The 24,543-nt window shown below is 57.8% G+C and carries 17 protein-coding genes; 7 read left to right on the plus strand and 10 right to left on the minus strand.

The window, feature by feature from the left end; translation table 11 throughout:
• The first annotated feature begins 2 nt into the window (after positions 1–2).
• Together K6N12_RS31055 and K6N12_RS31060 are read left to right on the plus strand one after the other, a co-directional pair.
• The gene (locus tag K6N12_RS31055; protein ID WP_004680479.1) at positions 3–608 is read left to right on the plus strand and encodes a hypothetical protein; all 606 of its coding nucleotides are present in this window, start codon (positions 3–5) and stop codon (positions 606–608) included.
• An 85-nt stretch (positions 609–693) separates the two neighbouring features.
• On the plus strand, positions 694–2,514 hold the full coding sequence (locus K6N12_RS31060) for a DUF262 domain-containing protein (protein WP_004680478.1): 1,821 nt from the start codon (positions 694–696) through the stop codon (positions 2,512–2,514).
• Between the two features lie 491 nt (positions 2,515–3,005).
• Here the strand turns inward: K6N12_RS31060 and K6N12_RS31065 are convergent, their stop codons facing one another.
• From K6N12_RS31065 to K6N12_RS31080, 4 genes are all read right to left on the minus strand, one after another.
• Positions 3,006–3,386, minus strand: a complete 381-nt coding sequence (locus K6N12_RS31065) for a DUF6883 domain-containing protein (protein WP_004680477.1) — start codon at positions 3,384–3,386, stop codon at positions 3,006–3,008.
• Positions 3,379–6,345 (minus strand): BPTD_3080 family restriction endonuclease, encoded by a 2,967-nt coding sequence (locus tag K6N12_RS31070; protein WP_004680476.1) that lies wholly within the window; start codon positions 6,343–6,345, stop codon positions 3,379–3,381. Before K6N12_RS31070 ends, K6N12_RS31065 begins: the two co-directional genes overlap by 8 nt.
• Positions 6,346–6,349: 4 nt before the next feature.
• The gene (locus K6N12_RS31075) at positions 6,350–9,487 is read right to left on the minus strand and encodes a site-specific DNA-methyltransferase (protein ID WP_004680475.1); all 3,138 of its coding nucleotides are present in this window, start codon (positions 9,485–9,487) and stop codon (positions 6,350–6,352) included.
• 348 nt (positions 9,488–9,835) lie between these two features.
• Positions 9,836–10,609, minus strand: coding sequence for a plasmid pRiA4b ORF-3 family protein (locus tag K6N12_RS31080; RefSeq protein ID WP_244414447.1), 774 nt, complete (start codon positions 10,607–10,609; stop codon positions 9,836–9,838).
• A 195-nt stretch (positions 10,610–10,804) separates the two neighbouring features.
• Between K6N12_RS31080 and K6N12_RS31085 the strand changes: the two genes are divergently transcribed.
• Positions 10,805–11,128, plus strand: a complete 324-nt coding sequence (locus K6N12_RS31085; RefSeq protein ID WP_004680472.1) for a hypothetical protein — start codon at positions 10,805–10,807, stop codon at positions 11,126–11,128.
• A gap of 295 nt (positions 11,129–11,423) precedes the next feature.
• Here the strand turns inward: K6N12_RS31085 and K6N12_RS31090 are convergent, their stop codons facing one another.
• Positions 11,424–12,197 (minus strand): SOS response-associated peptidase family protein, encoded by a 774-nt coding sequence (locus K6N12_RS31090; protein WP_010031308.1) that lies wholly within the window; start codon positions 12,195–12,197, stop codon positions 11,424–11,426.
• A gap of 60 nt (positions 12,198–12,257) precedes the next feature.
• Positions 12,258–13,325, minus strand: a complete 1,068-nt coding sequence (gene ligD, locus K6N12_RS31095) for a non-homologous end-joining DNA ligase (RefSeq protein ID WP_018247130.1) — start codon at positions 13,323–13,325, stop codon at positions 12,258–12,260.
• Positions 13,326–13,607: 282 nt separating this feature from the next.
• On the opposite strand from ligD, the gene K6N12_RS31100 reads away from it, so the two are divergent.
• From K6N12_RS31100 to K6N12_RS31110, 3 genes are read left to right on the plus strand one after another with little or no spacing between them, the layout of a single operon-like run.
• Positions 13,608–14,384 carry an ImuA family protein gene (locus K6N12_RS31100; protein WP_004680469.1) on the plus strand — a complete coding sequence of 259 codons (777 nt, stop codon included), beginning with the start codon at positions 13,608–13,610 and terminating at the stop codon, positions 14,382–14,384.
• Positions 14,305–15,816: a Y-family DNA polymerase gene (locus K6N12_RS31105; RefSeq protein WP_004680468.1), complete on the plus strand. Its 1,512-nt coding sequence runs from the start codon at positions 14,305–14,307 to the stop codon at positions 15,814–15,816. Before K6N12_RS31100 ends, K6N12_RS31105 begins: the two co-directional genes overlap by 80 nt.
• Positions 15,813–19,067, plus strand: coding sequence for an error-prone DNA polymerase (locus tag K6N12_RS31110; RefSeq protein ID WP_004680467.1), 3,255 nt, complete (start codon positions 15,813–15,815; stop codon positions 19,065–19,067). The genes K6N12_RS31105 and K6N12_RS31110 overlap by 4 nt, the downstream gene beginning before the upstream one ends.
• A 79-nt stretch (positions 19,068–19,146) precedes the next feature.
• On the opposite strand, the gene K6N12_RS31115 is transcribed toward K6N12_RS31110, so the two are convergent.
• Entirely contained in the window at positions 19,147–19,374 is a 228-nt protein-coding gene (locus K6N12_RS31115; RefSeq protein ID WP_004680466.1) for a helix-turn-helix domain-containing protein, read from the minus strand.
• A 431-nt stretch (positions 19,375–19,805) separates the two neighbouring features.
• Here K6N12_RS31115 and K6N12_RS31120 point away from each other — a divergent pair, with 431 nt between their 5' ends.
• A complete protein-coding gene (locus tag K6N12_RS31120; protein ID WP_018247131.1) occupies positions 19,806–20,915 on the plus strand; it encodes a hypothetical protein in 1,110 nt (369 codons plus the stop codon).
• 90 nt (positions 20,916–21,005) lie between these two features.
• Here K6N12_RS31120 and K6N12_RS31125 read toward each other — a convergent pair whose 3' ends face one another.
• The 3 genes from K6N12_RS31125 to K6N12_RS31135 all read right to left on the minus strand — a co-directional run bounded on the left by K6N12_RS31125 (position 21,006) and on the right by K6N12_RS31135 (position 24,454).
• Complete coding sequence (locus K6N12_RS31125) at positions 21,006–21,818, minus strand: IS5 family transposase (protein ID WP_018247132.1); 813 nt, start codon at positions 21,816–21,818, stop codon at positions 21,006–21,008.
• 253 nt (positions 21,819–22,071) lie between these two features.
• On the minus strand, positions 22,072–24,171 hold the full coding sequence (locus K6N12_RS31130; RefSeq protein ID WP_225881307.1) for a hypothetical protein: 2,100 nt from the start codon (positions 24,169–24,171) through the stop codon (positions 22,072–22,074).
• Between the two features lie 139 nt (positions 24,172–24,310).
• Positions 24,311–24,454, minus strand: coding sequence for a hypothetical protein (locus K6N12_RS31135; protein ID WP_155774532.1), 144 nt, complete (start codon positions 24,452–24,454; stop codon positions 24,311–24,313).
• Positions 24,455–24,543 lie beyond the last annotated feature (89 nt).

Here is a 24,543-nt window from a genome sequence, read left to right on the forward strand (position 1 = left end):
CCATGGCCGCCGGCGCAACGCCGGCCAATCTCCTCGAAAGTGTTGAGGTTAAGGTGCAGCAACTTAACGACGTTTTTTGTCAGGCTACGGCTTCCATCGGAGGCCTCTACTTTCATCTACCAGTCCATGGAAGCGATCCCAAATTTCGCGAACGCGTATATTGCTATGAATTATATCACCAACTTCGGCAGATCTGGCCGTCGGACACTGCGTTCGTGTTGAACGGTGAAGTAGACAAACAAGGACACGCTCTGATCAAGGCAACCGGCGCCCGTCTCGCGTCGCCGGATCTGCTTGTTCACATCCCCGGATCGATGGACAACAATCATGCCATCATTGAGGTGAAACCTGGTTCTGCGCGGCTTGGCGGCATATGTAAGGATATTCTAACGCTATCTGAATACTGTCGCCTCGTAGGCTACCATCGCGCTATTTACCTGTTCTATGGCGAACTTCCAGAACGTCTGATCACCCAAGCGATCGAGATTGTCACAAAAGTCAACGGGCCGATCACTCCCATAGAGTTGTGGTTCCACCCTCAACCCGGAACACCGGCCGAGCTAGTCGGCACATTGATTCACGGTGACTCTGCGTCCAAGGGCTTTTGAAATGCCTGGGCGCGCTAACGCGTAGGGGAGTTGACTAATCTTGTCCTGAAAGGGAACAAGCAGATTATCACACGGGGCTTTATGCATGAACAAACAGATCGATCCGCAAGACCGAAACATTAAATCTCTTTTCCAAGACTTTTACCGCGTTCCCGATTATCAGCGGGAGTACGTTTGGGGTGAGACGGACCCTCGCGGTGAGGGTGGCGAAGAGGTCGAACAATTTCTGAGCGACATCTACAGCGAGTACCAGAATGCCAGTAAGAACGACGCGCCTGAGTATTTCATCGGGACCGTTGTTGTTTGTCGCGAGGCCGGCGATGTTTTCGACCTCATCGACGGTCAGCAGCGAACTACAACCGCCTATCTCACATTATGCGCGCTCCGCGATAAGCTGGTCGCTTTAAAGGCAGATGTTCCAGAGGAACTTCCCGGACAGATAATTTACAGCTCCACCAACTGGCAGGGCGAGACAACGCAAAGTCTAAGGCTCGACCTTCAATACGAAGATGCGGGCGACGTCCTAAGAAGGTATGCGGAAGGTGCAGGCACCGACGCCCCCAGCGATGGAACGAGGTCAATCCGAAATCTCTACAATGCATATCTGACAATCAAGGAATTTATTGAGACCACGCTTAAAAACGATCCAGCCGAAGTACGCCGTTTCTACGGCTACTTCACCAACAAGGTGAAGATCATCCGGATCGAAACTCCGACCGTAGCCGTGGCGTTGAAAATATTTGAGACGATCAATGATCGTGGCGTCGGCCTCGACGCCATGGACTTGCTCAAGAACCTCCTTTTCATGAACGCAAAAGGTGAGGAGTTTAGCAAGCTGAAAGCTGTGTGGAAACAGCTCACCGATGCTATCTATCAGGCGAACGAAAAGCCGCTACGGTTCTTGAGGTACTATCTGCTTGCGGCGCATGACGTAGACGGAAGGCTTCGTGAAGACGCGATCTACGATTGGTTTCGGAAGAACGCGGAGCAAACCAATCACGAAAAAAAACCGCTCGCTTTTGCCGGAAAGCTGCTTGACGCTGCCAAGGCGTATGCTCACTTCGCGAAGGGACAGAACGTCGCTGGCGAAGAAGAGGCAGGAATCATCAACACCCGTCTGCTCGGAGGAAAGTCCATAAAGCAGCACTTTATTCTCCTGCTTGCTGGTCGCTCCCTGTCCCCTGCGAATTTCAGCAAACTTGCCGACGATCTGGAGAAAACCATGTTCGTTTGGCTACTGACCGGCACGTCAGGTAAAGAGTATGAGAGACGTATTATCGAAGCTGCGCATCAGCTCAACAAAATCTCTGATGCGCAGCTTGAACTGTTTTTGGAGAAAACCTTGCGTGCCGAGCGTCAAACGCTGGCCCTTGAATTCCGGAGGACGTTGCTTGGTTTGAAGACCTGGCAGCTCCGCGGCTTCCGTCTCCGCTATCTACTGGCAAAGCTCACGCAGTATATCGACCTGCAGGCATACGGCTCGAGTGCATCGCGCGACCGCCTGTCCGACTACACGGCCGGCGGCAACGACATTGAGCACATCTTGGCATCGAATGCTTCTTTCGAGGCTATGGAAGAGTTTGGCGAGGGTGCCGCCGATATTCATATTCGCCAGTGTCTCGGCAACCTGTTACTCATCGAGAAAGCGATCAACAGGGCGCTTCAGAACGGCCGGTATTCCGGAAAAATCGTAGCGTATGAGCAGTCGAAATTTCTGCTAACGAAGTGTCAGGCGGATGCTGCAGCGCACGAGGTGGGCAAGGACGACAGGATTACGGCAACCGTGCGCAAGCTTGAAAGCTGGCAAACTTGGAATGCGGTAGCTGTCACAGAGCGTCAGGAGTTTCTGAGTAAACTGGCGGAGGTCGTCTGGGATATCCCAATGCCTTCAGCATCAAGCAACTGACAAGGAGTACCAGCGGCTGCACGAAGGGTTATGCGCGGACTACCTGACACGACTAAGGTGCTGAGCCAGCGCAGGTAACCACATGCGATAAAGCGCTTCGAGCCCCACCTGCAGTGCGGGCCGGCCCGTCAAAAACGTCCGGGTTGAATATCGCTCCGTGGGACTCTGTATGGAAATCGTTAGGGCTGCTTGATTACAGGCCGCATCTCTATCGAGATCTGCAGATCTCGACCGTCACGCCAAGACCGGTTGGTCCGTCTCCGGGCCCAAAGGGTGCCTGGTCTCCAATTCCAAGATCAGCCGTTCGTTTCAGTAATCTCTGTCTGTTTCTATAGGTTCATTACGCCCGTATGCTTCCGTCAGTGAATGGCAGTTTGTTCAGCCAGATGGAACCCTTGAGGTCCCGCCTAGTCATTGGTCTCCATTGCGCACTCATTCGAGTCACCCAGCGTGGATGTTGGTTTGATTCCTCGTCCCGAAATAGCGCCTGCTTAGGCTAAATCGATTGGATGCGCGGTAATCAAAATAGGTGGTAGGCCGTCTCCGTGATCATTCCAAACCGTCCTAATGCAATAACTGCGGCCATTCGGCATCCCGACAAAGCAGTCAACGACTAGCTTCATTCCGAAGGCATGTTTCTCTACTGAAGCGACAGGATTGCAAGCAGCGTGCTCTCGCATCGTTTCCTTAAATGACTCAATGTCTTCACGTTTGTGGCCAACGCCTTCAAAAAATTTGGCCTTCGCTGCTCCTATTGAATGGTTGTTGTTGAGAAGGTAGTCAGCGACCTTATTGTCGGCAATGCGAAGGTCTTGGGGGTTCTCAATCCACGATTGCTCGCCCAATGGCTGCCAAGGCGGGGTGTCATGCATCGATCGGCTCCAGATCACTCCCGAAGACCGTTACTGTCAAAGCCGGGGCAAGCGAAACCTCAACCTCGTATGCATCTCGCGACGGATAGCTATCGACGATGACTCCTTCTGTGCCTGCGGGAATATCGATTCTCGCGGCCGTGAAAGCACGCCGCAGCCTGACTAGGGAATGTGCGGCAAACCGATGGCCCGCTGTCCTACGGATAATGTCCTCAATCTGATGGGGCGCGAACGCTACGTCCCAATCCCAGCGACCGAAGCCACCTGAAGCATTGATTGCCCCGATCCACTCGTCGAGCGCGAGCCTTTTTGCCTTGTCCTGAGGGCTGTCAGTGCCCTTGACTTCCAGCGCCAGCATCGTCCCACCTGTGAGGCGCACAAGGAAGTCCGGAACATAGCGTCGCCGCGAACCCGCCCACATGTAGTAGATCTGGAAGCCGAGATGATCGTTCTTGGCATAAGCGATGACGTCGTCGCGCTTCTCGAAGATGTTCGCTGCATGTCCCTCCCAGGATGAATCCCCAACCAGGTGGCTGATATGCGACTTGGTTGTCGGAAAGCACGGCTTGGTGGTGTACCAGGTCCGCATCTGGCCGGTGGCGCCGATCGGGTTTTCCTCGTCGAACACCGGCGTCAGACGTTCCGTGTTCTGCTCTGTCACGTTGCTCAGCACATGCTGAACGACGAGGTCGATGTTGAGTGCGATCAGAATCCGCCGCCGAAGCGGGTCGGAGTGGAACAGCGACGGGATGTCGAGGCGGTCGGAGTTGAGGAACGCCTCAACGATCTTGACCAGCTGCGCTGCGAGATACTCGTAGTTACCCGAAAAACCGTGGCTGAGTTCGGCGAAGGCCTTCCGTGCTGCCTGAAAGACGAGACGTTGCAGACGAAAGCCGTCAGGCAGTTTCTCGAGGTCGATGGCTGTCACCTTGCCCATGTCGGTCGCGCCGCCGAGCGCGGGGGCCAATTCCGCGCTGATTGGCGTGCTGGCAGGGTCGAGCACGAGCGGTGTTACCTTGCCCCAGTCCATGGCAAGTTGTGGTCTCACGACCGTTTCAACCCGCAGCACGTTCGGCCAGCGAAGTTCCAGGTGGGCCCGCTCGGGCAGGACTTCGATCTGAGTGGTCGGTTTCGGAGGCGGTGGAGCTTCCCCGCCTTCGCCTGTTTCCGAAATGGAAAGCGGCACACCGAAAACGTTGACGTATTCGGGCAGGAACAGGCCATTCTCGTCCGTGTCATAGGACACCCGACGCAATCCGCGCCCGACGACCTGTTCGCAGAGCAGCTGCGAGGTGAAGGCCCGGAGACCCATGATGTGCGTGACGTTCTTGGCGTCCCATCCCTCCGACAGCATCGCAACCGATATGACGTTCTGCAGATCCTGTCCGGCCCCATCCCGCTTTCCGACGTTGTCCACGATCTCACGCAGCAGTTCTTCCTTCTTCAGGGCGCGGAACTGCTGGCGGCGGGTCTCGGGGATGGTCGCAGCGTCGATGATTGCCTTCAGCCGCGCCTCGTAATCCTTGTCGGAGGTCGCGGTCTCGCCGATCTCAGCCTTCTCCAGCACCTTGGAATCGACCCGGAGCGTTCGGGTCGGTGCGTGCAATTCCGGCCAGTGCGCATCGCCCTTGTTGAAATAGGTCTCGATGCGGGCTGCGGTTTCGGTGCGGTTGCAGACCGTCAGCATGACCGGCGGGGAATGATGCCCGGCCTCCTGCCATTGCGCCCGAGTTTCCCGCCAGTCGGCGCCGAGCAGCGTATAGGCGTCCTGGACCAGCTTCGGCAGCGCTTCATGCGCTTCGGCCTTGCGGTTCAGATCTTCGGAAACGGTCGGGTCGCGGTAAATGTGGTAGAGTTTCGAGCGCAGCGTCTTAGCATCCGGAACCGCATCGTCCCTGACCACCACGCGCGGGGTCTTCACCAGCCCGGCCTCGATCGCGTCGTTTAGGCCGAAATCCGAGATGATCCAGTCGAACAGCGCAGTATCGGTGCTCTTCTTACCCGTCGGCGCGAAGGGCGTTGCCGACAGGTCGAAGCAGCGCTGGATGCGCCGGGTCTTGTGGATGCGGTCGAGCCCCTCGATCCAGCGCGTTGCCTCGTCGAGGTCGATGCCATGCTCCTCGGCATGCTTCTTGCTGATCTTCACCTCGGGCGGCTTGCGATAGGCGTGGTGTGCCTCGTCGTTGATGACGATGATGTCCTTGTGCGCCGCCAGCTTGCCCAGCACGCGCCGTGTGAAGGCTTCGTCGGATTCGCGCCCCTTCTTCACCACCGAGCGGTCCGCTTCCTTCAGCGGCATTAGCGTGTGCCAGTTCTCGATCATCACCTCCGCCTGGTTCAGTTTCTGGCGCAGGGCCTCGGACGGGCACAGGTTGAACTCGTCGTAATAGCTGCCCTCGCTGGGCAATAGCACCTGCAGCCGTTCCTTCACGGTTAGGCCGGGCGCCACGATGAACACCGCACGGCTGAAATCCTTGTTCCGCTTCGGATAGGTCAGCGCGTTCAGCACCTGCCAGGTGATGATCATCGCCATCACCGTGGTCTTTCCCGCGCCCGTCGCCATCTTGTTGCAGAGACGCTCCCATACTCCGCCATCGCCGGGGATCGCGATGCCCTGCTTGTAGCCTGCCGCACCCTCGACCCACCAGATCAGCGTCTCGATGGCCTCAAGCTGGCAGAAATAGAACGGATGCTGTCGCGCTTCGTGGTCGTGCCAGTGCTCCAACAGCTTGCGGGTGACGATGGTCACGCCGGGCCAGCCGTCTTCGCGCCACTGATCCACGCGGATGCGGATCGTGTTCACCAGATCCAGCACCTCTGTGCGTTTGGTGTTGTTGCGCGCGTCAAAGACCTCGTAGCTTGCCGGCCGCCGCTCGGGCTTGATCTCCAGCTTGCCGCCCTTGGCCTCGACCCAATGCTGCGCCGGGCAAACGAAGGGCGAATTGATGATGAGGGACATGGGCTTATCCCTCCAGCGACATGATCTTGAGCGACTCGATCCCGCGGTCGTCCACGATCTTGACCGCGATGCGTCGGTTCTCGCCCGCTTCGAAGGGCAGCGAGACGGTGCCGTGGAACTGCTCCAGCAGGTCTTCGTCCAGCTCTGCCCTCACGGTTTTGCGCAGGCGGTTCCAGCCGCCCTTCGCATCCGCTATCGGGAAGAACACCTGATGCGGCATCAAGGATCGGTTGTCGTAATCCACGTCAAGCGACCACATGGCGATCTGCTTGGTGCCGCCCGAGACCAGATCGCCCTTGCGCGGATCGAAATAGTCGAAACCGTTGACCTGAACCTCCCACAGCCCGTCCTTGCGCTTGCGCAGGTCCACATCGGGCTGGCCCATCAGCCAGAAGGACTGGTTGGAACTGCGGCCCTTCTTCAAGTCTTCGGTCAAAAGGTCGGTGTTCATCTGCGCCTTGAGCAGCGTTACGCCCGGCCAGTTCACCTCGGCGATGTCTTTCGCAGCCTCAGGGTCAAAGGTGAAGGCGCAGAATAGGATGAATTTCGGCGACGGGCGCAGGGTCTCGGCTTCGGTCAGCGCCAGTTCCACCTGCCGCTGCTCCAGCGCCGCGTGCTCGGGGCCGAAGCTGACGACGACGCGTTCGCCCGTCTCGGCCAGCAATCCGCTGGCGTGTATGTGTTTCAGCCCCGGCAGCGTCTCGAATTCGGCGAAGCGGAGCATGGCGCCGCCCTTGCCACGCACGCCGGTCTTCAGCAGTTCGTCGCGCCAGAGCGCTTGGCGCGACGTCTCGCCGGAGCGGGCGACGGTTTCGTCGGCCTCTTGTGGGGGCAAGCTGTCGTCCAGCGACAGGACGGTAGGCGCCGGCACCGCCTCGACTGAGAATGGCCCGCAGATGCGCAATTTGGATTTGTCGATGCGCGGCTTGTCGTAAAGCGTTTCCTGCTCGGCGTGGTCACTTATGCTCTGGTCCATGCGGCGCAGCATCGCCTGCCGGGCTTTGTGGAAGCTTTCGAAGGGCGCACGGGCTGTATCGGGCCATGCGTCGGGCCAGTCTAACGGCACTTCCCATTCGTGCAGGGTGTCACCTTTGGCGAAGTCTACTGGCTCACCCTTGCGCACGCCTTGGCTGGGCTTGAGTGGCTTTGGTGGAGTGGCGGCCAGCGCACTGATCAGATCGGCCAGCGCCGCGGCGATTTTGGGATGGTCTTCATCAAATATCTTGTCGATATCCGTATTGCTGCCAATCGACCCCAGGCTAATGCGCTTTGCAGTTTCATGATCAAATCCGCCCTTCAATCCTTCGTGCGGGTATTTTAGAATGTAGTAGTCAAAGCTGGCAGTCATCAGCCGCTGCTTTGCGAGCGTGATGGCAATACGTGAGGTATCGCAAGTGATCCAGCGGCGCCCCCATTTTTCAGCTGTAAACGCCGTAGTTCCGGAGCCGCAGGTAATATCTAACACTAGATCACCTGGATCTGTCGTCATCAATATGCAGCGCTCTACAATGCGGGTGTTGGTTTCGACGACGTATTGCATGTTGGATGCGCCACCAAACCCAAGCCAAACTGAGTGAAACACCTTGTATTCGAAATCAGTCGCAAATTTCTTCAAACGAAGCGACGTAGTTTTCGGAACTATCCGCCCAGCTTTAGCCGCGCGATCAAGTCCTTCGATCGGCACCTTCCAATGTTCATTCGCGCCGCACGGCCAGCTCTTTCCCATGAAATTGTATGGGCAGGTGGTCGTACTTCTGAAGCCATCCGATTTCAGCGGGTCTTCAGAATAGTCGCCATCCATATCCGGCTTTTTTTCATAGAGAGTTCGGTACTTCAGGCGATCTTTGTTCTTCGCGTAAAACAACAGGATGTCGCAAACCTTTCCGAGGTGGCTGCCAGTCACAGATCCTGTTTTCGAGAATGATATCTGCGAGACAAAATTTGTAACGCCGAATATTTCGTCAAGCACTCCCCTGACCAAATGTACATTCTCATCAGATATCTGCACGAAGACTGCTCCACTATCGTTCAGCAGCTCTCTTGCCAATATTAAGCGGTCACGCAAATAGGTGAGGTATGAATGGATGCCGAGTTCCCACGTGTCCCGAAAGGCCTTGATCATCTCGGGTTCTTGGTTGAGGTCCTCATCTTTATCCGAGTCTGACAGCTTTCTTTTGTTCGTGAAGGGCTGGAAGTTTGATCCGTATTTGATGCCATAGGGCGGATCGATGTAGATCATCTGCACCTTGCCGCGCATGCTCTCCTTGGCCAGAAGCGAGTTCATGACCAGAAGGCTGTCGCCCGCCACCAGCCGGTTCGACCAGCCCTTTTCATGGTGATAGAAATCCAGTGCTTGGCGCAGCGGCAGGTTCTCGAACGGTGCGGCGAACAGGTCCGGCTGCCGCCACTGGGTCGGCGCATCCTTGCCCTTCAGCCGCTTCGCCGCATTGGCGAGGATCGTCGCCGGGTCCACCCGTTCATGGACATGGAGCGAGACGGTATCGACCTCGAAGCTCAATCGCTCTGCCTTGCCAGTCCAGTTCAAATAGGGCGCCTGCAGCCGCTTCAGTTCCCGCAGCGCGTCCTCCATCCGCTCGGGATCTTCGCTGGCCAGCGCGTCGTCGATCAGCTTCTCGATTCCCGCGCGCGCAGAGTCAAAATTCAGCACCGGGTCGAGATGCGGGTCATAGGCCCAGACCGTCTTGTCGCCATCTGGATCTGTACCGGCATGGACCATCCCGACCTCGGGGTTGTTCACCCGCGTCTCGCCGTGGCGGTAGGACAGCACCTCCACGAGCCCGTCCGCCCTGCGCGCGACCTTCTTCCCGGCCTTGGCCCTTCGCTGACGCGAGGCGGCCTCTTCGGTGTGGATCAGTTCGAACTGGTCGTCCTCGTCACTCTCATCCTCGTCTAGGTCGTCTTTATCATCGTCCGGTTCATCCGTGACACGGAAGATCGACCCGCCACGTCCCTGGCCACTCCCCAGCACGCCCTCATCGATCAGCGCATCGCGCGCGGCGATGTAGTCGTCTTCGGCAAGGTCCGGCATGTGCTCGCGCAGCAGCGCAAGCATCGCCCCGTTGCCAATGGTGGAGCCATCTTCGGGTGTCAGGGACAGGATTAGATTGGAAATATCGGACATGGGGCCAGGAACTCATAAACGGTCTTGTTCTTCATTACCTATCGCGCCGGTTGTCCGTTTGCACCTAGGAATTCTATTTCCTGATGCCCGACTGAAGATCATAAAGCGAGCAAGTATGCGAATGGTCGCTTCGGCGAAGCTCTAGCGCAGCATCGAGGGTTGTCGCAAATGGCCCCTGAGGAGCGTGAGCGAGCCGCTCTCAACGCGGAACGTTTGCTTTACCCGCTGCACTCCAACAAACGGCCTGACAGGTTGCGGTCCCCTTCCGGACAGCCCATAGCAGACCAGATGCTTGATCTGGCTGATTTATTTACCGCCTTGCATCCGAAATTCTGGCGGGTCGTTGGTTCATATCCCTTCAAGGCGTCTATCTTGAACCTCATCCAATTCATTTCGTGGACATGGGTTTGGGTTTTGGTTGGTACAGGCGCCGTTTGACGAGCGCAAAGCGTTGCGGAGATCCTTGTCCACCACCGCAAGATCGAGCCATTCCGGATCGAAGTAGCCGCCGCACCACCGGATAGTTTCAGTATATTCCGGATCTTCCTTGTCGGCGATGATCTCCAGGAAGCGCTCATAGCCGGAAACGCCGCCAACATCTTCGGGTGGCCGCGCCCTTTCGCCAGCAATGCAGCTTCCCTGTTTTGGCGAAGGCGCGAGTGTCAGGAATTCCTCGACCGCAACGGTGTGCCGCCAGCCATCCCCGAAATCATAGTTATAGCTGAAGACAGAACCTTCTTCAAAGTCCAGCAAGCGAACCTCTGTCTGATCGAAGACGCGAGGATCGTCGTCGGTCGCGTCCTCTGTGAGGACCTCGATATCACCATAGCGTAGACCACCAATCCGAAACTCGTAGAGATGATAGTTCCACCAGTTGAAGGCAGCCTGAATTCCGAGATGCAGGTGCTGAAGATTCCAGTCGATGGGCAGGACTAACCGACGCCAGACTTGCGGCTGGATCTCGTCGATGGAAACTTTGATCTGCACGGCGTTTGCGGGCTTGAACATGACAGGAATGAACAAGGTCGCAAGGAGATCGTCAAGAAGGTCGCTCGACGATATGGCTGGGATCGGCACGCTCCTGGCAGCAACCTGCCGGCTTGTGCAGGCGTCGATGCTCACTATCTCTGGTATGGGCCTGAATTGGAGCATCGCCATGGATCAAAGCGCGGCCGATATGGTGTCGAAGGTGTGCATCGAAATTCTTCCGCCGGAACGGGAAGACACCTGCACTCCGGACGCAGCAATCTGTCCCTGCTGTCGAAAGTTGCGCCCGGCATCGAGCATGGATGACGATGGCTGTGGGATTTGTGACGAATGCCTGGCGCCCTGACCTCCAGCAAAGAAGCGTCTGCTGTTTCTGCCTCATTTGAAGCCGCGCTTGCCAGACTATCTGACGGCTATATTCACGGGAATTTCGGTGGTCGAGCATGGGGCGTGACCGTCAAGCGGTCGGAGGACGGAAAGCGGACTTGGCTCTATGGCGAGGAGCTTGGCGGAACAGATATCATCAGCTTCAACTTCTATCGATTGGCTGCATCAGGCTCGCTGCTGAAGCCGTGCGAAATGTCATCCACCAAGGTGATCGAGTTCGTTCTCGGCTTTGAGCCGAGTACGCAGAAAGCTGTGCCTTCATCATAGTGGCCGAAAAATAAGCAAAAGATTTATGTTGCAATGCAGCATACGCATGGCTGCATTGCGATCTGAATGCTGGCGATCAAAGAAGCCTCTGGTATCCTCAGGGCATCGAAGCAATGCACCTCCTCCCGCAGGGCTTCGTGTTTCAGGCGACCCACCCCTCCTCCCAAGGGACGTCTGACGGAACAGCGGCACTCCTCCTCCCAGCCGTTGTTCAATTCTTTCGAAAAGCCTGCCGCACCTCCTCCCGCTGCAGGCTTTTTCGTTTTACGACAGATTCGTGGTCTGAGATCAGGCGTCAAAGCAGACTACCCTGTTCCACCGGCTCTCCGGATTTCGACACGATCGTAGATCCGTATGGTTCGCGTGAAGAAATGATGAGCGCATCATTCTGTAGTGGTCGAGCGAGGTGCTTTGCCTCGTCCCAAGGCGCCCGCATCCAGATGTCGGTTTCTTCCTTTGTCAGCAACAGTACCGGCATGGCCTTCTCGTGGATGGGCTTGACGAGATCGTTGGGATCCGTGGTGAGAAACCCATAGAGGTCGTCAGTGGTCAGGCCGTCCCTGACCTTCCGCACGCTTTTCCACTGCGGCACATGAATGCCCGCAAAGAACATCAGCGATTTCGCCTCATCGCGGGCAAACCAGGTATTGGGTACCTTGCCGCCGGTTTCCTGGCTTGCCGGATCCGGTTCGGCAAAGCTTGTGACCGGGACCAGGCATCGATGCTCGATGCCAAACCATCGTGTCCAGTGGGGAAGGTTAAGCTTGCGGACATTGGTCACGCCCCGGTCCGGTTCCATGCGGATGAGCTCGTCCATTTCGACTGCCTGACCCTTGGCTCTCAGTTTCTCCGCCCGAGCTTCCGCAGCCTTCTTTTGCACGAAAATCGGCGATGGCAGGCCCCAGCGCGCATGCACGAGCTGCTTTCTTCCGTCAGCCGTGTTGCGGACGACCGGCCCCATCTGGTCGGGGTTCATCTGATAGGCCGGCATCAGATTGATCAGGCTTTCGGCATCCTGGGCCCACTTCGCGACCCAGTCCTTGTCTTCCATCCGGTAGAGATTGCACATCCAACGCCATCCACGTTCGCAAGGTCGTGGAAGACAATCTAACGGACGATACCGATTTCGCTAGTCGAGCGTGAAGACGTCGGCATTGTCCTGACGTTCCCGCAAGCCCTTGTAGGATGGATGCCGCAGTTTGCCGTCTCCGGTCCAGGCCCGAAACTCGATCTCGGCGATCAAGGTCGGCGCGACCCAGACGATGTCAGCTTTCCCGGCGAAGGACACAGGTGGCTGCTTTTGCTTCCAGCGCAGATTGTCGAGCGTCTTGCGCAGCCTATCCATCTCGGCTTGCTTGAAGCCCGTGCCGACGCTCCCAACATGAACAAGATCATGGTCGCGGTAGGCGGCAAGCACGAGAGACCCGAAGCCGCCAAGCGACGCCGTGGATGGCTCATAGCCGACGATCATGAAGGCTTCGCTCTCAACGCATTTGACCTTCACCCAGTCGCCGGTGCGGCCGGAGCGATAGGGCTGATCGAGGTTCTTGCCGACGATGCCTTCGAGACCAAGGCGGCAAACGTTCTCAAGCAGGACAGCGGGATCCGCGTCGAACGTCTCCGAAAGACGGATGGCGCCATCTTTCTCGGTGAGCGTATCCTCAAGAAGATGCCGGCGCGAGCGGTATTCGATCCCGCGCAGATCATGGCCGTCGAGATAAATTAGATCGAAGGCGTAGAGAATGGCGTCCGAGGCGCGGTTGCCAGCGGCCTTTCCAGAAGCGCCGAGCGATTGCTGCAGCAGCTCAAAATCCGGTCGCCCTTCTTGGTCAAGCACCACCGCCTCGCCATCGATGATCATCGTCGCCGGCCCGAGCGCCCGAGCGGCCTCTGCTATATCAGGAAAGCGATGCGTCCAATCATGGCCACCACGTGTAAGGATGCGCACACCTTGCGGCTCGATATGGACCGCCAGGCGATAGCCGTCCCATTTCAGCTCCCAGCTCCACTGATCACCTTTTGGCGGATGTGCCTTCAGCTCAGCCAGCGCTGGCTCAACCCGATCGGGCATGGGATCGAAAAGCAGCTGTGGCTGTGCCGGATTGCGTTTCCTGCGTGGCTTCGAGCGGATCGGAGCTTCGCCGTCACGAAGAAGCGGCTTTGTTCTAGGTGGGTTTGACCTGGGAGGCTTTGTCATGGCTGAAGTGCAGCACAAAAAGCTTAAGAACATTGCGACGAACTGACTTCTTTCCCCGCTATCCACCGGCAGGGCCCAAACGCCCGGAAACTGCGCCAAAAATTCTTTTCGGCCTTACGCGATTGATTCCGTTCGCAATCTTCAAGATCGCTAATGCTAGGCGAATATTCCTACGCTCAATGTGTCTTGACTCTTTGCTGGCACAAGAACAGATAGTGAACATATCGCCCGCCCGACATGATGTCGATCCCGCCAACGCGACCTTGAAGGGAGCCGTGAACGATGAATGCTGCCCGTGCCACGAGGGCCCCTGAGGAGGTTTCCGATGTGATCGCCAATCTGCGCGAGCGCATCGCATCAATGGAGGGTGCGCAGGCCAGACGTGCCGGCTGTCTGCCCTTCGGTCTGTCGGAGATCGATGCGGTCCTGCCGGGCGGTGGTCTCGCCCATGGAGCGCTGCATGAGTTCGCGGGCGGCGGTTCCGGTACTGTTGATGGCGCGGCGGCGGCACTCTGTGTGGCCGGCATTGCCGCGCGAACCAAAGGCCCCGTCGTTTGGTGTTTGACCCGACCGGATCTATTCTTTCCGGCGCTTGCCCAGGTGGGCCTCCATCCCGACCGGGTGATTTTTGTCGAGTCCGACAGGGAAGAGGATGTTCTGGCCAATATGGAGGAGGGACTGTCGTTCGGCGGTCTCGGAGCGGTCGTCGGCGAACTTGTCCGCCTGCCGATGGTCAGTTCCCGCCGATTGCAGCTAGCCGCCGAGCGAACCGGGACGATGGCTCTTGCCGTCCGGCGATGGCGACGGCAGACCGAGGCGAATGATTTTGGCCAGCCGACGGCGTCAACAACCAGATGGCGGGTCAGTGTGATGCCATCGGAAGAGCTGCCGGTACCGGGGGTGGGCAGGCCTCAATGGTTTCTTGAATTGATGCGCGTGAAAGCGGGTGAGTGTGCTGAGTTTCTCGTGAGGGCGTGTGATGACAAGGGTCGTCTCGATCTATCTTCCGGATCTGCCGACGGATCGTATTCGGCGGGCGGATCCCTCCATTTCGCCTGAACAGCCAATTGCCGTGATCGCAAGAAGCGGGTCGAAGCGATGGGTTTCGGCTGCCGACCCGGCTGCCCGGGTGGCAGGCGTGCATGTCGGCATGCCGGCGGCAAAGGCGCAGTCGCTGTTTCATGGCCTGATGATGGTCGACGCGGATATCGAAGCCGATCGGGTAGCCCTCGAACGCATCACACTGTGGGCACTAACAATCTATTCGCCGATCGTCGCGATTGACGGGATCGACGGCATCGTGATGGACACCGAAGGCGCCGACCACCTGCAGGGCGGCGAGCTGCCAATGGTGACAAAGATCGCCAACCAGTTTCTGGGCAGGAAGCTGACTGCCCGCGTGGCGGTCGCCGACAGCTGGGGTGCAGCCCATGCCTGCGCCCGCGCAATCAAGCGCGAGACGATTGTCATTCCGCCGGGTGAGACAGTGCGGGCCGTCGAAAAGCTGCCTATATCGCTCCTGCGCCTGCCGGCAACGATTGTCAGCGATCTCCGCATTCTCGGATTTCAGACGATCGGGGAGCTTGCCAATACCCCGCGCGCGCCGCTGACGTTGCGCTTTGGGCCGGAGGTTGGGCGCCGTCTCGACCAGATGCTCTGTCGCATCGCCGAGCCGATCAAGCCAATCCGGACGCCTGAGCTGGTCGAAGTCTCGAAAGCCTTCGCTGAACCAATTGGCGCTGCCGAAACGATCAACAAATATGTCGGCCGCCTCGTCGTCCAACTGGTCGATGAGCTTCAGAAGCGCGGCCTTGGGGTGCGCCGCGCCGACCTGATCGTCGAGAAGGTCGACGGCACCAGACAAGCCATTCGCGCAGGCACTGCCAAACCTGCCCGCGACGTTGCCTGGCTGACGAAACTGTTTCGGGACCGGACGGAAAAGATCGAGCCGGGTTTCGGGATCGAGAGGCTCACCCTTGTCGCCGTCATGGTAGAGCCATTGGAGGAGGCGCAGAAAGTCTCTGCTCTGGTCGAGGATGACATCACCGATGTGACACCGCTCATCGATATCTATGGAAATCGGGGCCAGCGGGTCTATCGCGTCGCGCCGGTTGCATCCGATGTGCCGGAACGTTCCGTCCGGCGGATCAGTCCCGTTGCTGAACCGATCCCTGTTGCCTGGGTGAGCCATTGGCGCCGTCCAGTCCGGCTTTTGCCACGACCCGAACTGATCGAGGCGATTGCGCTGATGCCGGACCGGCCGCCTGTTTCCATCGTCTGGCGCGGCAAGCGCCGTAAGGTCAAACGCGCCGACGGCCCGGAACGCATCTTCGGGGAGTGGTGGCAGCGTGACGCCGAGATGGAGGCGGTGCGGGACTACTTTCTCATCGAGGACGAGGCAGGCGAGCGCCTGTGGGTGTTCCGCTCCGGCGACGGAGTGGATCCCGAGACCGGGTCCCATCGCTGGTTCTGCCACGGGATCTTCGCATGAGCTACGCCGAGCTGCAGGTCACGACCCACTTTTCCTTTCTGCGCGGCGCCTCCTCTGCACAGGAATTGTTCGAGACGGCGAAACAGCTCGGCATCGAAGCACTCGGCGTCGTCGATCGCAATTCGCTGGCCGGGATCGTCCGCGCCCTGGAAGCATCTCGCGCCACGGGTCTGCGCCTGGTCGTCGGCTGTCGGCTCGATCTCGCGGATGGGATGTCTGTGCTGGTCTATCCGATGGACCGATCCGCCTATTCGCGCCTGACGCGCCTCATCACGCTGGGCAAATCGCGCGGCGGCAAGAACAACTGCATCCTGCACTGGGACGATATCGTCGCTTACTCCGAGGGGATGATCGGCATTTTGGTGCCGGATCTGCCGGATGATCTTTGCGCGATCCAGCTTCGAAAAATGGCTGAGCTGTTTGGTGATCGCGCTTACGTCTCTCTCTGTCTGCGTCGGCGACCGAACGACCAGTTGCGGCTGCATGAGATTTCCAACATGGCGGCTCGGTTCAAGGTCAGAACCGTCGTCACCAATGATGTGCTGTTTCATGAGCCGGGCCGGCGGCAATTGCAGGACATCGTTACCTGTATCCGGCACAACACCACGATCGACGATGTCGGTTTCGAGCGCGAACGCCACGCCGACCGCTACCTCAAGCCACCGGAGGAAATGGCACGCCTGTTTCCGCGCTACGCGCAAGCACTCGCGCGAACCCTGGAAATCGTGCATCGCTGCAAGTTCTCGCTTGAGGAGCTGACCTACCAGTACCCGGAGGAAGCCATCGTTCCGGGCAAGGACGCCCAGGCGTCTCTCGAGCATTATGTCTGGGAATGTGCGCCGGACCGGTACCCGGAAGGTCTGCCGCCGGACGTGTTGAAGACCGTACGCCACGAGCTCGATCTCATCCGCACCATGAAATACGCGCCGTACTTCCTGACGGTGTTTTCGATCGTGCGCTTTGCCAGAAGCCAGGGCATTCTCTGTCAGGGCAGGGGATCGGCGGCCAACAGCGCCGTCTGCTATATTCTCGGCATCACATCGATCGACCCCTCGACCAATGATCTCCTCTTCGAGCGTTTCGTCAGCCAGGAACGCGACGAGCCGCCGGATATCGATGTCGACTTCGAGCACGAACGGCGCGAGGAGGTCATCCAGTGGATCTACAAGACTTATACCAAGGAGAAGGCGGCACTTTGTGCGACCGTCACCCGATACCGGGCCAAGGGCGCAATCCGCGATGTCGGCAAGGCGCTTGGCCTGCCTGAAGATGTCATCAAGGCGCTGTCGTCAGGCATGTGGTCCTGGTCGGAAGAAATTCCCGACCGAAACATCAGGGAACTCAATCTCAACCCGGACGACCGGCGCTTAGCGCTCACCCTGAAACTGGCACAGCAGCTGATGGGCGCGCCGCGTCATCTCGGCCAGCACCCCGGCGGCTTTGTCCTCACCCATGACCGGCTGGACGATCTTGTACCGATCGAGCCGGCGACGATGAAAGACCGGCAGATCATCGAATGGGACAAGGACGATGTCGAGGCTCTGAAGTTCATGAAGGTGGATGTCTTGGCGCTCGGGATGCTCACCTGCATGGCCAAGGCTTTTGATCTCATCCGCGAGCACAAAGGGCAGGATCTTGATCTCTCGAAAATCAGCCAAGAGGATGCGGCGACCTATGCAATGATCCGCAAGGCTGACACGCTCGGCACCTTCCAGATCGAAAGCCGTGCGCAGATGGCGATGCTGCCGCGGTTAAAACCGCGCACGTTCTACGATCTCGTTGTTCAGGTGGCGATCGTGCGGCCGGGCCCAATCCAGGGCGACATGGTGCATCCCTATCTCCGTCGTCGCGAAGGCAAGGAGCCCGTCGAGTATCCGACACCCGAGTTGGAGGCGGTGCTCGGCAAGACACTTGGCGTGCCGCTGTTTCAAGAGTCAGCGATGCGCGTCGCCATGGTCTGTGCCGGCTTTACCGGTGGTGAGGCCGACCAGCTGCGCAAATCCATGGCGACCTTCAAGTTCACCGGCGGCGTCTCGCGCTTCAAGGACAAGCTGGTGTCAGGCATGGTCAAGAACGGATATTCGGCCGAGTTCGCCGAAAAGACCTTTTCGCAGTTGGAGGGCTTTGGCTCATACGGCTTTCCGGAAAGTCATGCGGCCTCCTTTGCGTTGATTGCCTACGCTTCGAACTACATCAAGTGCCATTGCCCCGACGTCTTTTGTGCAGCCCTTCTCAACAGCCAGCCAATGGGATTTTATGCTCCGGCCCAGATCGTCGGGGACGCGATCAAGCATGGCGTCGAGGTGCGGCCGGTCTGCGTCAACCGCTCGCGATGGGACTGCACGCTGGAAAGGATTGGAGGCAGCGATCGTCATGCTGTGCGCCTCGGGTTTCGGCAGGTGAAAGGGCTGGCTGTCGCGGACGCCGCACGGATCGTTGCAGCGCGCATGAACAACCCGTTCGCCTCAGTCGATGACATGTGGCGCCGGTCTAGCGTGCCGACCGAAGCGCTTGTTCAACTCGCGGAGGCCGACGCCTTTCTGCCATCGCTGAAACTCGAACGACGCGATGCGCTTTGGGCGATCAAGGCGCTGCGCGACGAGCCGTTACCCCTGTTTGCCGCCGCCGCCGAACGTGAGGCAACAGCAATTGCCGAGCAACAGGAGCCGGAGGTGGCACTTCGGCAGATGAACGACGGCCACAACGTGATCGAGGACTACAGCCACATCGGGCTGACTTTGCGCCAGCATCCGGTCGCCTTTCTGCGCAAGGGCCTGTCGGTACGCAATATCATCACCTGTGCCGAGGCGATGAATGCTCGGGATGGCCGATGGGTTTACACCGCTGGACTCGTGCTGGTGCGGCAGAAGCCGGGATCGGCCAAGGGTGTGATGTTCATCACCATCGAGGACGAGACGGGTCCGGCCAACGTCGTTGTGTGGCCGTCGCTATTCGAGAAGCGTCGGCGTATCGTACTGGGATCCTCAATGATGGCGATCAACGGGCGGATCCAGCGAGAAGGGGAGGTGGTCCATCTCGTCGCCCAGCAACTCTTCGATCTCTCAGCCGATCTGGTTGGCCTTGCCGATCGAGATACGGAGTTCAGGCTGCCGACCGGGAGAGGCGACGAGTTTGCCCATGGGGGTGGGCCGGATTCACGTGATCGGCTAAAGCCGGTCGTTCCGCGGGACATGTTCACACCCGATCTTCATATCGATACGCTGAAGGTGAAGAGCCGGAATTTTCATTGAGCGATCTGGGTAAATGTCTGGTCGGAGGCGCTATTGGTTCAAAGCGATGTTACTTCTCAGTGGCCACTTCGCTGAAAATCTAGATGTTGACCGAGGCGTCGGGGAATTTCGCGGTGATCTCGAACGTGCCGCCCAAAGCCTCCATATAGCGTCGCAGGCTGCTGACATAGATATCGCCACGCTGCTCCAGCTTTGCGACAGCCGGCTGCTTCACATAGAGTGCGCGTGCCAGATCCTGCTGAGTTTTTTCGGGCCACGCGCAGCTCGTGTAGCGCCAAGTCTTCGAGAATTGTCTTTGTCGCTTCATCTTGCGGGCACGGCCTTCTGGGCCATTCTGTTGTGCAAGGTGTCGGATGAGAAGGGGAGGGAAAGGAAGTTGCTGCCGTTTGGCTTCTAGAAGCCCCGACTGCCCTTACAATATCGTCCTGAACGGCCTCGATCAGCGTCGTGTACCACTCACCAAACTCGTCGTTTATTGGGGGAACAAGAGGCGTGCGAAGCATACGCTAAGGGCGAACGGAATGAGAATTTAGGCTCCCGCAATGCGACGCTCTCGCTGAGAACGTCGCGCAGTGTTCAGGCACTGTGATGATTAGTCCGGACCTGCGAGCGAAGCTCGTCTCGTCGCCCAAGAACCTAGAGAATTAGTAACGTAAGGTTGTTACTTAGGTGTATTGGCGGTGGCGAATGTATGGCGACCGGGCAAATGAATAGACGCTCAATGCAGAAACAGAGAATATGACCGTACACACTTTCAAATCCTCTTCCAGCTCTCCCGAAATAATTAAGATCAACAAAGGCTTAATCCGCGAGAATTACCGGAACCGAAGGCAGACAAATGTGATGGTGGACACCAACATCCTGCTGACGATTGAAATCGCGTATAACGGATCGCAGCGGCATAAGGACTTGAAAGACGCAGGCATTGTCGATCTGGCAAGGTTGATCGAGACGACGTCAAAATACGGCGTTTTCATATCGCCTGCTGCTGCCTACCAGGAGCTTCCGCCGGGGCGACGGGCTCCGGTCGAGGCTGCGTTCGAAAGGTTTTGCAGAGACTACCTGCCCAAGTTCCGGGATGACCCTAACTCAGTGAAGGTTCCTTTCGCCGGCGAAAGTTTTGAGCCCGAGGCCTTCAGTGCACTATCACCGGAGCGTCAGACGACCATCGCCTGCTCTTATGCGTCACTGCTGGCCTTAAACATTATTTATCGCCTGGAAGCGTTGGACGGGTTTGAAAAATTCACGCTCTACATCGACTACTGCGAGGAAGTCCTTAACCTCATCAGCCTGAAGGAATTGTCGATCGCGCGATACGTATTCGCTCCTGAAAAGGGTATGACTGACGTTGTGAGGACGCGGAAGTCGGCCACTGTGAACAATTTCACGAAACTGAAGAAGGGCGGCGCCAAAGGCTTGACCCGGGTCCAAGAGCTACACCGTATCGCGCTGAACGGTGCTAATGACCTAAAACTGATCTCCGCCGCTGATATCGTGAATAATTCACGAGAGCAGTTCATGTTTGGAGTGATCGAGCACGATGTGTGGATCGCGACTCGTGACGAAAAACTCTACGAGTTCTGCCGCGCATGTCCAGGTTTCGTTGGCTGGGGGGCCGGGGGACCCCTTGCCCGCTTCGTTGACACACACGCAGATATAAAAGGCACCCGCTATTGGAAGGACACCATAGACCTGCAACAGCAAAGGCTCGAAGCGCGTTACGCAACGGTTGATCGAGCCAAGGAAATGGACGACATCGTGGCGGCGGCTTTCAATATTGAAGCTGACCTCTTGGACGATAGGGCAATCGGGTACTTTTCAAAGAGATCATGGAGATCTCAAGGGTGACGAGCATTTGCGTCTAAAAACCTCGACAGAGCTATGGTCGGCACTGAGCAGGTAAAAAACCGTGCCACTAAGAGTCCGTGCCGAAACTGGTCATGATTGGCGTGCGATGCGTCTGACGAGGATCATGACGGCTGCCGCGTAGAGGAAAGCGGTGGCGGATTCGATGGTCGCCTCGGCGTCCTTCCATAGCCTGCGGTTACGGCTGATCCAGGCGAAGAAGCGCTCGACCACCCATCGCCTCGGCTGCACGGCGAAGCCGATCTGATCGGGCTTTCGCCTGACAATTTCGACTGCAATGGACGTGGCTTCGGCCACGCGCGGGCCTTGGTAGCCTGCATCGGCGAAGACCTTGCCGACAAATGGAAATGGCCGCCGCGAGGCTTGCAGCACCGGGCCCGCTCCGTCGCGGTCCTGGATATTGGCCGGATGCGGGAACAGCACCAGCGCCCGACCGTCGGTGTCGACCAGTGCATGGCGCTTGCGGCCCTTGATCTTCTTGCCCGCATCATAGCCGCGCGGCCCGCCGCTCTCGCAGGTCTTGACCGTCTGGCTGTCGATGACCGAGGCCGTGGGCGAGGCCTCGCGTCCGCATCGCTGCCGATCCTGCATCAGAAGCTGGTGATTGATCTTCTCGAACAGGCAGTCGTCGCGGAACCGGCAGAACCACCGGAACACCGTGCTTCTCGGCGGAAAGTCGGACGGCAGAAGCCGCCAGCCGATGCCGCCGCGCATGACATAGAAGATTGCATTCATGATCTCGCGCAGCGGCCATCCGCGCGGACGTCCCGTCTTCGCCGCAGCCGGCATCATCGGCGCAATCAAATTCCACTCGCGATCCGTCAGATCGGTTTCATAACGCAGGCTTTCTCGGTTATGCTGGCGACGGGTAGCTGGCGTCCACATCAGGTCTCTCCGATTAGGCTTCGACACCCAATTCGGAATCACGACCGCGCCAGCTACTCAACCCTTTCGAGACGGGCTCTTAGGTATGCTTCCGGATCACCGAGCATGTTTTGTATCGGAGACGTCACCGGGAATATGCCGTGGATCTATCAACCGATACAAATATACGTCTATTTCGCTCTCTTCGGGTGGTGCAGTTACATCGGCGTTCAGACAAAGAGAACTTGGTCGAAGTTTCGCGGAACTGATAGTGTCACCAATGCCAATTCCCAGGGTTAAGATCGGAACGCTCAAGATCATCCTTTGCTTTCTGAGCGGCATCGGCGATCCCCTTCGCGAGATCGGCGGCAGCCTTCGCGGCGGCATCTGCTGCAGCTTTGGCGTTGTCGACTGCGCCCTGAACGCCTTTCGTCCCCTCCCGCCAGGCGTTGTCAGGAAGATCTTTGAGGGAGTCGAAAGGCCGCTCGTAGAGCTTGGTCAATTCTTTTTTCGTTTCCTCCGCCACATGCTGCCCCGCCCGAACGGCGTCCATGATTGCTTTGGCAAGCAAGTTCTTATCTAGTAGCGTGACATTCCAAGACTTAAGAATGAAGTTGTCATCGGGCTCGCAGGCAATAGCGGGAACGGCTTCGTTAAGGGCTGTCTTGAAAGCGTCAAACTGTTCCTTCGAAACCGGACCCGCATCACCCGTTTTTGGAACTATCGAGTAACCTGCGGAGAGCTCAAGATAATCCGCCCCCACCACGACGTCCTTCGGATCCCATGCGACCTCAACACCTCTGCGACCGAAGTTCGTATACTCGCGTTCGTCGGGCCTTGGCTCCTCGTTTTTGCCGAAGGGGTAGAATGTCGGGAGGCTGGAGATCAAAATTGAAGGCGCTTGTTTCCCGCCGCCGATGTTGCGCTCAACGTCAATCCTCAACTGATGAATGGTAAGCCACGCATTCGCCGCGATGTCGCTAGGCGCGCTCGGGGTAACGCCAATGGTTATACGTCGGCAGGCAAGCTCGGGTATCAGAACAATCGCCGAGCCGGCGGCGACCGTTTGCTTCGCCACTTTTATCGAGACTGGAAGATCGAGTGACGTTTTGGCGTGAAGATCGATATCATTGCCAAAACCTCCTCCAACAAAGGCGGCATTCGTGTGGGTGTGCAGTTCCACTTTCAGGCTTGCATCTACTCGAAGTGCGGTTTGAAGGCCAACCCCAGGCACCCACTTGATGTCTGGTGGCTGAACGTCGAACAATCCGGAGAGAAATGACGGCCCACGTGGCGTGACGACAAGGCTGACCTCACCTAAGAGGTCGTCCTTCAGCAAGGCTGGGTGAGCGATCTCTCCGCTCGCATTGGAACTGCTGATCGAGCCCGTCGTTGCCTGACGGAGCTCTGAAGCCATCTCTAAAATCGGAGTATTGTGGATTCGGACATAGACGAGATCGCGATCGTCGCGGAAAGGGCGCAGACGGTCGGAAACCGATTTCCTGCGGCGCTCAAGCGCTTCAGAAGTCGTTTCTTTTGTTTCGGCCAAGTGCGAGAAGACCTCGTCGATAGTTTTTCCGCCGAGCATCCAAATGCCGTTTGTCGTCGATACGGGGATTTCGGCTGCAATGCTTCTATGAAGCTTGTCGCGATTGATCTTAATCGCAAGATCATACCCGCCGCTCACTTCGAACTTGTTGTGACTGGAATTCGCTTTGCCAATGTCCAGTTCTAAGTCACTCACAATGCTTGGCCCCGGAATAACGAGTTCCTTGCCCCAACCCGTAAAAGCTCCGTCGGCGATTAGTTCGGCTAAGAGGTCCCCCGAACTTAATGATAAATTTCCCCAATTGAATTTAGGCTTAACTGCGTACGGGACGAGATGAAGGCGGATTGCGTTCCGGCCTTTGTCGTCCTTGTCGGGCAGCGGAAGGAGCATGGTATCGAGTTCAGCAAATGCTGTCGTTCCTGCCCACCAAGACGTCTTTTTATCGGCTTGATAATGAGCGGAAAGCGATAATTTGGCATGAAATGAGCCATCGTTCGTGCTCAGCACCGCTTCTTCGACCCGCACTATGACTGCGCCATCATAGTGTCCTTCGGGATCCTTATCGCCGAGGCGAACGACGCGTTCGATCCCATTGAGCCCGCTTACAAGTCCTCTCAGCGCGCGCTCGGGTAGAAAGATGCGGTTGCTCCAGTCGTCTGGCTTGGCCCCGGTTTGTAGAATGGCTTCGGTGAGGGCCAGCGAGCGCTCTTGCAACGCAAGTGTCTCTTCGAGTCTCCGCTCTTCAAACAGATGATAAAGATATGTCCCAGCTACACCGCAGACCAACACGACGATGGCGGCAAGTCCAATTAAAAGTTTCCTCATGTCGTTCCCCCAGGTTGCCACAATGGTGCACATTATTATTGTATTTTTCACCATAAATCTTGCACCGGCTGGCGAACTCAAGCGTCCCTAAGATCGACCCGGACATATCCGGGCGATCATACATGAGTGTACGGCCGGCTCACTGAGCCGGAGCCGCTTCGGCATAGCCGATCTCGTCGAAGACGGTGAAGGTGATCTCGCTCGGGCCGGCAAGCTCCTTCATGCGGCGAGCGATATGGAACGCGATGACAACAATGCACCCGGAAGCGCTGCTTCGACACAACTTACTATTGACGCGCCCGGCTGCGATTGGACGACCCCATGAGTTTAACTGCGTGCTATCCCTTGACCCAGGATAATAGAATTCGATCG

The sequence above is a fragment of the Rhizobium redzepovicii genome, from assembly GCF_019793435.1.
Taxonomy (GTDB): Bacteria; Pseudomonadota; Alphaproteobacteria; order Rhizobiales; family Rhizobiaceae; genus Rhizobium; species Rhizobium redzepovicii.